General features: G+C 40.8%; 15 protein-coding genes. 1 reads left to right on the top strand and 14 read right to left on the bottom strand.

Going from position 1 to position 12,714, the window contains the following annotated elements; genetic code table 11:
• Positions 1-28 precede the first annotated feature (28 nt).
• Positions 29-1,987 (bottom strand): peptide ABC transporter substrate-binding protein, encoded by a 1,959-nt coding sequence (locus QM424_RS03470; RefSeq protein WP_261025021.1) that lies wholly within the window; start codon positions 1,985-1,987, stop codon positions 29-31.
• Positions 1,988-2,193: 206 nt separating this feature from the next.
• Positions 2,194-3,816 carry a putative polysaccharide biosynthesis protein gene (locus QM424_RS03465; RefSeq protein ID WP_414393013.1) on the bottom strand — a complete coding sequence of 541 codons (1,623 nt, stop codon included), beginning with the start codon at positions 3,814-3,816 and terminating at the stop codon, positions 2,194-2,196.
• Between the two features lie 105 nt (positions 3,817-3,921).
• On the opposite strand from QM424_RS03465, the gene QM424_RS03460 reads away from it, so the two are divergent.
• Positions 3,922-5,367 carry a UDP-N-acetylmuramoyl-L-alanyl-D-glutamate--L-lysine ligase gene (locus QM424_RS03460; RefSeq protein ID WP_414393011.1) on the top strand — a complete coding sequence of 482 codons (1,446 nt, stop codon included), beginning with the start codon at positions 3,922-3,924 and terminating at the stop codon, positions 5,365-5,367.
• 46 nt (positions 5,368-5,413) lie between these two features.
• On the opposite strand, the gene QM424_RS03455 is transcribed toward QM424_RS03460, so the two are convergent.
• The 12 genes from QM424_RS03455 to rpsF form a co-directional block, all read right to left on the bottom strand.
• The gene (locus tag QM424_RS03455) at positions 5,414-5,605 is read right to left on the bottom strand and encodes a CsbD family protein (RefSeq protein ID WP_050242040.1); all 192 of its coding nucleotides are present in this window, start codon (positions 5,603-5,605) and stop codon (positions 5,414-5,416) included.
• A gap of 100 nt (positions 5,606-5,705) precedes the next feature.
• The gene (locus QM424_RS03450) at positions 5,706-6,356 is read right to left on the bottom strand and encodes a DUF1803 domain-containing protein (protein WP_414393009.1); all 651 of its coding nucleotides are present in this window, start codon (positions 6,354-6,356) and stop codon (positions 5,706-5,708) included.
• Entirely contained in the window at positions 6,340-6,834 is a 495-nt protein-coding gene (locus tag QM424_RS03445) for a UDP-N-acetylmuramoylalanyl-D-glutamate--2,6-diaminopimelate ligase (RefSeq protein WP_414393007.1), read from the bottom strand. Before QM424_RS03445 ends, QM424_RS03450 begins: the two co-directional genes overlap by 17 nt.
• A 209-nt stretch (positions 6,835-7,043) precedes the next feature.
• Positions 7,044-7,979 (bottom strand): manganese-dependent inorganic pyrophosphatase, encoded by a 936-nt coding sequence (locus tag QM424_RS03440; RefSeq protein ID WP_414393005.1) that lies wholly within the window; start codon positions 7,977-7,979, stop codon positions 7,044-7,046.
• A gap of 70 nt (positions 7,980-8,049) precedes the next feature.
• Positions 8,050-8,349 (bottom strand): GIY-YIG nuclease family protein, encoded by a 300-nt coding sequence (locus QM424_RS03435; protein WP_414393003.1) that lies wholly within the window; start codon positions 8,347-8,349, stop codon positions 8,050-8,052.
• Positions 8,339-9,088 (bottom strand): tRNA1(Val) (adenine(37)-N6)-methyltransferase, encoded by a 750-nt coding sequence (locus QM424_RS03430; protein WP_414393001.1) that lies wholly within the window; start codon positions 9,086-9,088, stop codon positions 8,339-8,341. The genes QM424_RS03435 and QM424_RS03430 overlap by 11 nt, the downstream gene beginning before the upstream one ends.
• A gap of 52 nt (positions 9,089-9,140) precedes the next feature.
• Positions 9,141-9,503, bottom strand: coding sequence for a S1 RNA-binding domain-containing protein (locus QM424_RS03425; protein WP_000689589.1), 363 nt, complete (start codon positions 9,501-9,503; stop codon positions 9,141-9,143).
• A 1-nt stretch (position 9,504) separates the two neighbouring features.
• On the bottom strand, positions 9,505-10,905 hold the full coding sequence (locus QM424_RS03420; protein WP_414392999.1) for a bifunctional Cof-type HAD-IIB family hydrolase/peptidylprolyl isomerase: 1,401 nt from the start codon (positions 10,903-10,905) through the stop codon (positions 9,505-9,507).
• 82 nt (positions 10,906-10,987) lie between these two features.
• Entirely contained in the window at positions 10,988-11,491 is a 504-nt protein-coding gene (locus QM424_RS03415; RefSeq protein ID WP_414392997.1) for a GNAT family N-acetyltransferase, read from the bottom strand.
• A gap of 143 nt (positions 11,492-11,634) precedes the next feature.
• Positions 11,635-11,874 carry a 30S ribosomal protein S18 gene (gene rpsR / locus QM424_RS03410; protein ID WP_000068664.1) on the bottom strand — a complete coding sequence of 80 codons (240 nt, stop codon included), beginning with the start codon at positions 11,872-11,874 and terminating at the stop codon, positions 11,635-11,637.
• Between the two features lie 31 nt (positions 11,875-11,905).
• Complete coding sequence (gene ssbA, locus QM424_RS03405; protein ID WP_000609602.1) at positions 11,906-12,376, bottom strand: single-stranded DNA-binding protein SsbA; 471 nt, start codon at positions 12,374-12,376, stop codon at positions 11,906-11,908.
• Between the two features lie 11 nt (positions 12,377-12,387).
• Positions 12,388-12,678 (bottom strand): 30S ribosomal protein S6, encoded by a 291-nt coding sequence (gene rpsF, locus QM424_RS03400; protein ID WP_001151778.1) that lies wholly within the window; start codon positions 12,676-12,678, stop codon positions 12,388-12,390.
• Positions 12,679-12,714: the final 36 nt, after the last annotated feature.

The following is a 12,714-nucleotide window of genomic DNA, read 5'->3' as shown; positions in this document are numbered from 1 at the left end:
CGAAACCATCGTTTTTCTTGAAAAATCCTTATTTGACATGTTTTGCCAATTCTTCTTGGGCTTTTTTATTGGATTCTTCTTTTTCTTTCAACCATTTTTCTTTGGCTTTTTCATATTCGTCTTTTGTGACTGTCTTATCTTGCAACTTGAGATACTTGTATGATTCTACACCCTTATTTCCAGCTTGTGAGAATGGTGCAGAGAATGGAACTGTCTTTCTCAAGCTAGGGGTTCCACCAAGGGAAACATTTGGAATTGCAAGGGCACTATCAACGAGCCAAGCTTGAACTTCAGCATATTTTTCATAACGTTTAGCTGGATCTTGTTCCTTGTTAGCTTCTTCCAGCATTTGAGTATAGACATCCAGCCCAACAGCCTTGACCTTGTCATTGGCTTCACCTGGCTCTATACCAAGGTGTTGCAACATACCCCCATTATTCACATTTAGGATATCAAGATAGCTTGATGGATCCAAGTAGTCCGCACTCCAACCACCATTATAAATATCAAAATCCATTTGAGCTGCAGTTTGAGCTAGGTAGCTAGAGTTCTCAAAGTCATCTGTTTTTAACTGTTGAATATCGATAACCACATTCTCAGCTCCTAGAACAGATTCGATGGATTGTTTCAAAGAACTTGTTTCTTGAACACCTTTTTTATCAACTTGGTCAACTGATATATCCAAGTGGATAGGGAATTGGACTCCTTTGGCTTCTAGTTCTTTCTTGGCTTCTGCAAATTTAGCCTTGGCCTTATCTGGGTTATAGTATGGGTCTTGGGCATCAGCAAAATTAATTCCTTGCCATTCCTTACCATAGTTGACCATCTTTTCTGAGACAACATCGCCAAAGTCTTTTCCGTTGATGCTTACAAATGTTGGAGGTACAACCAGATTACGAATAATCTTCGTTGCTCCGTCCTCCCCTTGAGATTGAGCTCCATATGCTGTTCGATTATAGGCATAGTTGAAGGCTTGTCGGAAGTTTTTATTCAAAACTGCTTCTTGGGTTGATTTCTTTTCGATATCTGAGGATTTAGAAGTAAAGTTATAAGATTTTCTATCCAAGTTAAAGTTCAAGTAATAAGAAGTTGCAGTTTGCATACTATAGATAATGTTATCCTTGTTCTTCTCTTTAATTCCTTCAAAGCTTGAACTATTTGGATAAAGTCGAGCATAGCTATAGGCCCCTTCCACAAAGTTACGAGCCAGTGCATCATCGTCACTACCATCATAATAGGCCAATTTCACATCATCTACAAAGACATTTTTAGCATCCCAGTAGTTAGGATTTTTCTTGAATTCGATGACAGATTTTGAAACTAAAGATTTCATCAAGAAAGGTCCATTGTACAAAATGCTAGATGGGTCTACCTTCCCAAAATCATCCCCTTTTGATTTCAAGAAATCAGCGTTAACTGGGAAGAGAATAGTTGACGTTGTTTTTGAGTTCCAGTAGGGTTCTGGTCGTGTCAAGGTATATTGAACAGTTTGGTCATCAAGAGCCTTGACTCCCACAGTTGAAAAGTCGCTTGTTTTACCGTTAATATAGTCATCCAAACCTGCAACAGATTCTTGCACCAAGTACAAGGCTTCTGATTTTTTATCAGCAGCGTACTTCAGCCCAGTGACAAAATCTTGGGCAGTTACTGGGGCATATTCTTCACCTTCAGAGGTATACCACTTAGCATCTTTACGCAGTTTGTAGGTATAGGTCAAACCGTCTTGAGAAACACTCCAATCCTCTGCCAAAGATGGAACATAATTCCCATATTGGTCATTTTCCATGAGACCATCTACTAGATTAGTCACAATATCATTGGTTGTTGCACGATTTTCTGCTAGATAGTTCAAACTAGATGGATCACTTGAATAAACATAATTATATGTTTTTGACCCTGTGCTAGAATTCCCACACGCGCTTAATAAAATACCTGCGCTTAACACGATACCTGCAAGTGTTGCATACTTGGCCTTAGACTTTTTCATCTCCAGAACCTCCTGATTTAAATATTTGTTTTATTATACAAACTAACTACTTTTTAGTCAAGTGTTTTTTGACATAAAATTCAATTACTTTCGTTATTTATTCTCTGTTTTACATTTTATATCCAATTCTAACAATAAAAAATGAATAAGAGAGTGTTTTGATTTTTAAAAAACTCAACTTATTCATTTTATTTATAAATTATTTTTTAAGAAATTTTTAATTTTGCTCGCAGGCGATCTGCTTGGGCTTTTCCAATCACCTTATCTAACAAACGAGTACGGAGACTCATGACTCCGTATACTCCTCCACCCATGGCACCGACAAGAGCTACATAAAGGAAGCTCCACAAACGTCCACTTGGTTGGAATACAAATCCTAAAATCCACTGCAATGTCCCAACTACAAGAAACATGAAAAGAGTCAACAAACTGATTAAAATGGTTCGCTTCAAAATCACCTTGCGCTTAACACCAGTTACTTGACAAATATCCCGATACATCAAGACGTTAGGAATGATAAGACCGATGGTTGTGGAAATCAAAGGCCCGTAACTGTGGAAGAGGGCGATAGTAGGTATTTGCAAGACTAGCTTGGCAATCGAACCATAGATAAAATAGAGAACAGCCTTGCGGTTGCGGAACATGGCCTGAAGCATTGGAGACAAGACCATGTACAAGCCTAAAATAGTAGACTGCAAAACTGCAAAGACAAACAAGCCCATAGCCAAACTATCTGGTTTGCCATAAAAGACTGTATAGAGAGGTTCTCCTACCATGACTACTCCAACTGTTGCTGGTAGCAGGAATACAAAAAGCATGGTAATGCTGTCCTGAACAAGACGAGAAGCTGCCTTCAAATCCCCCTTGACATAGTTTTCAGTCAAAAGTGGCAAACCGACACCCCCAATTGAAACCCCTACAGAAATCAAGATCATCGTGATTTTATTTGGGTTGGCTGAGAAATAAGAAAACATGACAATTAAGTCTTCATTACTATAGTTGGTAAACCACTTCATGCTATTGATAAAGGTATTTTGGTCCAAGATTTGGAAAAGCTGGATGGCAGACCCTGTCAAGATAAAAGGAATAGCTTCCTTAATGGTATCGACCAAGAGACGATTGCTATTAATCTTATCCCTCGTTTCAAAGACTCTTTTGAGTAAACCTTCTTGAGCAAGGAAATAGACCAAAACTGCAAAACTGGCTACCATGCCGACAAAGGCCGCAAAGGTCGATTGGGTAACGGCTGCTAGGTAATCTCCTGAACCGAGCTTCATAATGATAAAGGTTGCTAAGAGCATCCAGATAACACGAATGACCTGCTCAGCAATTTGACTCATGGCATAAGGCTTCAGGTTATTCATCCCTTGGAAAAATCCTCGGATAACACTCATAGATGGGAAAATCAAGACTCCCAAAGCCAAGCTTTGCATGATTGGGATCAAGTCTTTGCCCACGCCAGACAAGTCTGCTAGCCAAGGAGCAAAGACATACAAGATTAAAGCAAAAACCAAACCTAGTCCCGTCATAAAGCCTAAAAAGCTCCGAATCAGGGCAAAACTATGCTCTTCTTCTCGCATGGTATTATACTTGGCAACTTGCTTGGCCACCGCAACTGGAATCCCTGCTGTTGAAACCAGCAAAAACCAAGCATAGATATTGTAACCCATGGTAAAGAGACCATTTGCCGTAGCTGCATAAGATCCCATCCAGATATACCAAGGGATAATATAGATGGCCCCAAGCAGGCGACTGATAAAGTTACTAGCCGTTAGCCAAGCAGTCCCCCGTAACATCTGGGCCTGCTGGTGATTGTTTTCGTGCGACATAGATTCCTCATTCAATTTTGATAACTAGGAAAAACTCCTTATCTTCCATTATAAACTTTTCCTTGTTACTTGTAAATTTACGACTTTCGGTTTACAATAGAAAGTATGATTAAGATTGAAACCGTATTAGATATATTAAAGAAAGATGGTCTCTTCCGCGAGATTATCGACCAAGGACATTATCACTACAACTACAGCCATGTCGTATTTGACACCATCTGCTATGACAGTCGCAAGGCCAAAGAAAAGAGCCTCTTTTTCGTCAAAGGTGCTGCCTTTAAGAAGGAATTTCTTCTTTCAGCAATCTCTCAAGGTCTCGATTGGTATGTGGCTGAAAAGGACTATGAGGTTGGTATTCCTGCTATCATCGTCAGTGATATCAAGAAAGCCATGAGTTTGGTAGCTATGGAATTTTATGGGAATCCCCAAGATAAACTCAAACTCCTTGCCTTTACTGGTACTAAGGGTAAGACAACAGCAGCCTATTTCGCCTATAACATCTTATCTCAAGGGCACCGACCTGCTATGCTCTCGACTATGAATACAACTCTAGATGGCAAGACTTTCTTTAAGTCAGCATTGACAACCCCTGAGAGCATCGACCTCTTTGATATGATGCATCAAGCTGTGCAAAATGACCGTACCCACCTCATCATGGAAGTATCCAGTCAAGCCTATCTGGTCAAACGTGTCTATGGCCTAACCTTTGATGTGGGAGTTTTCCTCAATATCAGCCCAGACCATATCGGCCCGATTGAACACCCTAGCTTTGAAGACTACTTCTACCACAAACGTCTCTTGATGGAAAATAGCCGAGCAGTCATCATTAATAGTGATATGGACCACTTTTCTGTCTTGAAAGAGCAAGTGGCAGATCAAGACCATGATTTCTACGGTAGTCAGTCGAGCAACCAAATCGAGAATTCCAAAGCCTTTAGCTTTTCAGCTACGGGTAAACTCGCTGGAGACTATGATATTCAACTCATTGGTCACTTCAACCAAGAAAATGCCGTTGCTGCTGGACTTGCTTGCCTCCGTCTCGGAGCTAGTCTTGAGGACATCAAAAAAGGCATCGCTGCAACCCGTGTTCCTGGTCGTATGGAAGTCCTCACTCAGAAAAATGGAGCCAAGGTCTTCATCGACTACGCCCACAATGGGGATAGTCTGAAAAAACTCATCAATGTGGTTGAAACTCATCAAACTGGAAAAATTGCTCTGGTTCTAGGTTCGACAGGAAATAAAGGTGAAAGCCGTCGTAAGGACTTTGGCCTCCTCCTCAATCAGCACCCTGAGATTCAAGTCTTTTTGACTGCTGATGACCCCAACTATGAGGACCCAATGGCCATTGCAGATGAAATCAGTAGCTACATCAATCATCCTGTTGAAAAAATTGCGGATCGTCAAGAGGCCATCAAGGCAGCTATGGCTATCACAAATCACGAATTAGATGCAGTTATTATTGCTGGTAAGGGTGCCGATTGCTACCAAATCGTTCAAGGCAATAAAGAAGCCTATCCAGGAGATGCAGCCGTCGCAGAAAATTATTTATAAGATAGTAAAAAATCAAGGGAAATGAAACCCTTGATTTTTTCTATCTTTATTTAAAAGCGTTTTTCAAACCTTCAACGGCACCTTCTACAGCACCTTTAGCATCTTCAACTACTTCTTTTGCCTTAGCAACTGTCTTTTCAACAGCTCCTTCAAGTTCTGTCTTGCTATCCCCAGTAACTTTACCAAATCCTTCTTTGATAGCGCCTGTTGCTTGTTCCAATTTGTTTTCAAGTGACATATAATTGTCTCCTTTAGTTTATTCCGATATGTGTTACCGGTTACATATAGTTTATACCGAATACTAAGGAAAGTCAAACAATGTGCTCAGAAACAAGAAATCATGCCAAGTAGAAAGTTAATCTGTCCTTATCAAAATCGACAGCCAACTCATACTTTCCATCTTCATTTTGGATAATATAACCTAGGACAACTAAACTGTCCACAAAGATATCACGGCGTTTCTGCACAAGCTGGTCTTTTTTGAGAAATTTCAACAAAAAAGTCGTCATATATTTGAGAGCATACTCAGGATTGACATCTCCCAAAATGTCATAGAGCTCCTGCTGTTTTTCTGTCAAAGGATACTGATGTTTGACCTTGTAGAAATAATTAGACAGGGTCATTTTTGATCTCGCAAAGTCCGTCTTTTCAACTAAAATAGCTGCATTGGTTTGATTTCGTAATTCCGTCTCAAAACGTTGCTCCAACAAAGCTTGATAGACCGGACTAGCTTCGCTGACAAAAATCTCTTGATCCAGTTCGAGACTATCAAGTGACTCAAGCATAGGAAGATTGAGGTAATAACGCTTATTTTCCCGTAGAATCAAGCCTGCCTTTATATACTCTTCCATGAGTTTGTCAACTGCTACATCTGGAAATTGAGTCTTAATTTCCCGTAAAATCACATCCTCATGCTGGTCCAGATAGCGGATCAATTCTCCAAAAAATGGCTGTCTCGTCAAACGAGATGGATTAAAAATCTGAATCATGAAGATTCCTTTCTTTACATTCTAACAGAGGCGATGCTGCCAACTGACTAGGATTGGTCCCAGCTTGGTTCAGAGGAACAGGCAAACCTAGTTCTCTATAATACTCTCTCCAAAAATCACTAATCTCCTGAGTCCCATCTCCAAATTTCATAGGAATGGCTTCAAAAATCGGTAGAATTTCTGCTATATACTGGGAACAGTAGAAACCAGCTCCATCTGGATAGAAAGAAGCATTGTAGGGAGCCCCAAGATGTTTGCAGGCTCTTTCCTTCACCGACTGGATATCCATTTCTGGGTAGACATAGAGGTCGTACAAGTGATTGGGCTCAAAAAAGTCTGCTGGTTCCTGACAGATAACACTCGCCTTTCCACTAGCATGGTAAATCACCCCATCCAAATAAATGGCAACATAGTTATAGCTACCTGTGGAAGTCTGGATGGCCTTCCCCATATCTGACTCATTTCTCACAAAAATCATACTCTTCGAAAATCTCTTCAAACCACGTCAGCGTCGCCTTACCGTACTCAAGTACAGCTTGCGGCTAGCTTCCTAGTTTGCTCTTTGATTTTCATTGAGTATCAAATCGCCAGTTTCTAACATGCTTCACTCCTAGAAAAAAAGGAGCCGAAACTCCTTTCGATATAAGGCAAACTAGCCTTTCCTAATTTGAATTAACACTCAAAATCTCAAGCATTAAAGCTTTCAGTCAATTGAGGTACCACTTGTTTCTTACGTGAAACAGCACCAGCAAGGAAGGCATGGTTATTTTCAAGTTTGAAGTTGAAGGCTGCTTCAACCTTGCCCATATTAGCACCAAGTGCTAGGATTTCTGAGTTTGAGTTGACGATATCTGTAATCATCAAGACAAAGTCAGAGTAACCATTTGCTTCGTTGGCAGCTTGCATTGCAGCTTCGATTTCTGCTTGACGTTCCAAAACTTCAGCGATGTCCACTGTGTTTACTTGGGCAACACGGACATTATTTCCGTTCAATTCAAAAGTCTTAGCATCGATGTCAATCAATTCGTCAGCAGATTTGCTGGCCAAGTTTGTACCAGCTTTCAACATAGCCAAACCATACTCTTCCAAGTTTACACCAGCCAATTCAGCCAATTCAGGAGCAATGACTGTATCTGTTGGGTGTGTTGTTGGTGATTTCAAAAGAAGAGTATCTGAAATCAAACCTGAAAGCATCAAACCAGCAAGCTCTTTAGGCACAGCCACACCATGTTCTTTGAACATACGGTAAACGATTGAAGACGCTGATCCAACTGGCTCCAAACGCATGTAAAGTGGGCTTGCAGTTTCAAAGTTAGCCACACGGTGATGGTCCACAACACCATAAACTTCTACTTCAGCGATATCTGATACAGATTGTTGGAATTCATTGTGGTCAGTCAGGATAACTTGCTCTGCACCTTCTGCTTTAGCAGAAGTGATAACACGAGGTGCTTCTACACCAAAATAGTTCAAGACAAAGGCTGTTTCTTCATTTGGAGTTCCAAGGGCAACAGCTTCCGTATCCAAACCGTAAGCTTCTTTTGCAAGGTAGGCAAAGGCTACAGATGACCCGATGGCATCTGAGTCTGGATTTTGGTGACCAAATACTAGAATCTTAGACATGATAATACCTCATTTTGTTTATTCTCTTTATTGTAGCATTTTTTTCGCTTTTTGACAAAAGTAAGAGGAGTCAAAGGACTCCCCACGATTCTTCAAAATAACTGACTAAATTTCTATCTTGATTTTCAGATAAAAATCTTTCCTTCTGTGGCCTCTTCTTACGCTTGAGAAGGGCTTCAGCCGACATGGCTTCTTCCTTACTGGAAAAACCTTGAGCATAGATGAGTTTGACTGGCAAGCGTGCTCGTGTGTATTTGGCTCCCTTCCCACTATTGTGGACAGCGAGGCGTCTTCTCACATCAGTCGTATAGCCTGTATAGTAAGATCCATCACGACACTCCAGCACGTACATATAAGCCTTATGATCCATAATAAATCTCTTCAAGTTCAGGTGTATAAGAGCCATCATCATTGTGGACAATGAGAGGTGGTAAGACCTTAAAGCCACTTGTTGAACCATCCTTAATAGCCTCAATCAAAAGCATATTGGCTTCCTTTTCTCTTTTTGGATAAACAAACTGCAGGCGCTTAGGAGCTAGATTATGCCGTTGTAAGGTATCCAAAATGTCCAGAAGTCGATCAGGACGATGAACCATGGCCAAACGCCCATTAGACTTGAGAATACTCTGGGCACTGCGGCAGATTTCCTCCAAATTGGTCGTGATTTCATGTCGCGCCAAGAGATAATGTTCACTCTCGTTCAGATTGGAATGAGGATCTACCTTGAAATAGGGCGGATTACACAAAATCATATCCACCTTACTTCCCTGAATGTGAGCAGGCATATTTTTCAAATCATCACATATGACCTGCATCTGCTCTTCCAAACCATTCAAACGGACAGAGCGTTCAGCCATATCCGCCAAACGCTCCTGAATCTCAACAGCCAAAATCTGTGCTTGAGTACGAGTGCTTGCAAAAAGCCCCACTGCTCCATTTCCAGCACAGAAATCCACTACCAAGCCCTTTTTAGGAAAACGTGGAAATCGTGACAAGAGAACACTATCCACCGAATAGCTAAAAACCTCTCTATTTTGAATGATTTTAATATCTGTCGAAAAGAGCTGATTAATGCGCTCCCCTGATTTTAATAATTGTTCTTCTTCCATGGTTCCATTATAGCAAATTTATATTAACATTACAAAAGATAGAAATTTCTAACTAGTGCTTCTGCTTCTTCAAATGTTGAAGGGCTTCCTTGGTCCAAATTGGCATCATTCTTTTGAGAGGCGCAAAGCCGTAGTTAAAGCGGTCGCTTGAAAAGCGTCTCCGTCTCGGAAACTGGTGCTTTTCTTCCTCCAAAGTGCGGATAGAAAGACTAGCTTTCCCTGTAAATTCATCTAAATCCACTACTTGAACTTGAACCTCTTCATCGACTTTCAAGGCGTCATGGATATTTTCAATAAAGCCTGTCCGAATCTCTGAAATGTGAATCAGCCCCGTATCACCCGTCTCTAGCTCAACAAAGGCACCGTAGGGCTGAATCCCTGTAATACGGCCCTTTAGTTTATCACCGATTTTCATCTTAGTCCTCGATTTCAATTGTTTCAATCACAACATCTTCAACGGGCTTGTCCATAGCCCCTGTCTCAACAGCAGCAATAGTATCCAAGACAGCATAAGAAGCTTCATCCACCAACTGTCCAAAAACAGTATGACGGCGGTCTAGATGAGGAGTTCCACCTTGGTTGGCATAGATTTCCGCAATCGGTTCTGGCCAACCACCACGAGCAATTTCTTTCTTAGAATAAGGCAAATGTTGATTTTGCACGATAAAGAACTGGCTGCCGTTAGTATTTGGACCAGCATTGGCCATGGAAAGAGCACCACGGATATTGTAAAGTTCTTCTGAGAATTCATCCTCAAATGATTCACCGTAGATTGACTCGCCACCCATACCAGTTCCAGTTGGATCTCCACCTTGAATCATAAAGTCCTTGATAATACGGTGGAAAATGACACCATCATAGTAACCATCTTTTGAAAGAGCTACAAAGTTAGCCACTGTTTTAGGAGCATGTTCAGGGAAAAGCTTGATACGCAAGTCTCCGTGATTGGTCTTAATAGTCGCGATAGGACCTTCTACTGTTTCAATGTCTACTTGTGGGAAATGCAATTCTTTTTCTACCATACCAAATCCTTCTAAGGCATCAAAAATGCCATCTTCTTCTAATATTTTTGTAATATAATCTGCTTTTTCTTTGATCTTATCATGAGAAATTCCCATTGCAACGCTGATTCCAGCATAATCAAAGAGTTCCAAGTCGTTGAGGCCATCTCCAAAAACCATGACGTTATCTGGTTTTAAGCCAAGGTGTTCCACAACCTTTTCCACCCCCGTCGCTTTGGAGCCTGAAATCGGCACAATATCAGACGAATGTTGATGCCAACGAACCATGCGAAGTTTGTCTGAGAGACTGTCAGGCAAGTGCAAGTCATCTCCCTTATCTTCAAAAGTCCACATCTGATAGATGTCTTCTTTCTCGTGGAAATCGGGATCCACATCCAAATCAGGGTAAATTGGATTAATCGCTTCACTAATCATATCGGTGCGAGTCGACAATTTGGCATCATGACTTCCAACCAAGCCATACTCAATTCCTTCTTGCTTGGCCCAAGAGATATACTCCTCAACATCTGACTTCTCGATCTGATGTTGATAAATAACCTGACCTTTTTTATCTTCGATATAAGCCCCATTCAGGGTTACAAAAAAGTCAGGCTTGAGATCACGAATCTCTAGCACAACACCAAAAATCCCTCGTCCAGAAGCAATACCTGTCAAAATTCCTTTCTCACGTAATTGCTTAAAAACAGTTGGGATTGAAGCTGGAATAAAACCTGTCTTTGAATTCCTCAATGTATCATCAATATCAAAAAAGACAATCTTGATTTTCTTTGCCTTGTATCTTAATTTGGCATCCATCTCACTACCTCTTTCAATCTAACTCTTTCCATTATACCATAAAGTAGCTAAATCCCCTATGTTCAAAGAAATTCGCTATCTCTTATTCGAACTTCTTAGATAAGTACAGAACTAAATCATCATTATTTTGAATAGGAGCATTCATTTCCAAGGGTTGATTTCGATACCAAACGCCTGAACCATCTGGAATATAGCCCCGTCTGATATATAATCTCTGGGCAGGACCATAGCCTAAGTGCAAACCTACACCAAGAGTGACCTTACTCGAAACAAACTTGACTCGTTTTTCTGCTTCTTCTAGCAAGAGATTTCCAATACCTTGATTTCGAAATGGCTCAAAGACATTGAAATCTGAAAGTTCTGGATAGACTTCTGCAAAAGGACCATGTTTAGCAGAGGGCAAAATGGTAATATAACCTGCCACTACTCCATTCATAGTCGCTACCAAGACTTCTCTGTCGCCACTTGCTTGCTCCCTAAAATAGCTAGCTAAGATTTCTTCTCTAGCAGGCCAACCTTGATTCATAAATCCATGAGATAAGGATTCAATATCAGACTTAATCATATTTCTAATCGTACAATTCATCTTTGACTTACCCACCTTTACTCTTTTTATTACCATTATAGCACGCCAAGGTCAGAAAAAAACTATCTCGTGAAAAAAGACCCAACCGGGTCTGAAAAAGAGGTCCACTGGACCTGAAAAAAAGACCCGTCGGGGTCTTTTTTTTAATCTTCGTTTACGAAAGGCATCAAAGCCATTACGCGAGCGCGTTTGATAGCTGTTGTTACTTTACGTTGGTTTTTAGCTGAAGTTCCTGTTACACGACGAGGAAGGATTTTCCCACGTTCTGAAACGAAACGGCTAAGAAGCTCAGTATCTTTGTAATCAACATATTCAATTTTGTTTGCTGCGATGTAATCAACTTTTTTACGGCGTTTGAATCCGCCACGACGTTGTTGAGCCATGTTTTTTCTCCTTTATAATTTTACTTGTCCATTAGAATGGTAAATCATCATCTGAAATATCCAATGGATTTGTTGCTCCAAATGGATTTTCATCACGTGAAAAGTCTGGTACTGAATTTGTAGGCGCTGAATAGTTTGAACTTGGTGCAGAATAAGCTCCACCTGTGTGACCCTCACGCACACTACGGCTTTCCAACATTTGGAAATTCTCAGCCACGACCTCTGTCACGTAGACACGTTGTCCTTGCTGGTTATCGTAACTACGAGTCTGGATACGACCTGTCACCCCGATAAGTGAGCCTTTTTTAGCCCAGTTAGCAAGGTTTTCAGCCTGTTGGCGCCACATAACGACATTGATAAAATCAGCCTCACGTTCGCCATTTTGACTCTTAAATGTACGGTTTACTGCAAGAGTAAAAGTCGCAACTGCTACATTTGATGGGGTATAACGCAACTCAGCGTCACGTGTCATACGCCCTACAAGTACAACATTGTTAATCATAGTTTACCTTCTTACGCGTCAGTTTTGACGATCATGTGACGAAGAATGTCAGCGTTGATTTTTGAAAGACGGTCAAACTCTTTAAGAGCTGCGTCGTCGTTTGCTTCAACGTTAACGATGTGGTAAAGTCCTTCACGGAAATCTTTGATTTCGTATGCAAGACGACGTTTTTCCCAAGATTTTGATTCAACAACAGTTGCACCGTTGTCAGTCAAAATAGAGTCAAAACGTGCTACCAAAGCGTTTTTAGCTTCTTCTTCAATGTTTGGACGAATGATATAAAGAATTTCGTATTTAGCCATTGATATGTTCCTCCTTTTGGTCTAATGACCCCAAGA

This window comes from Streptococcus mitis, assembly GCF_047464945.1.
Lineage (GTDB): Bacteria > Bacillota > Bacilli > Lactobacillales > Streptococcaceae > Streptococcus > Streptococcus mitis_EA.
The sequence above is the reverse complement of the archived record's forward strand: the minus strand, read 5'-3'. Positions and strand labels throughout refer to the sequence as shown.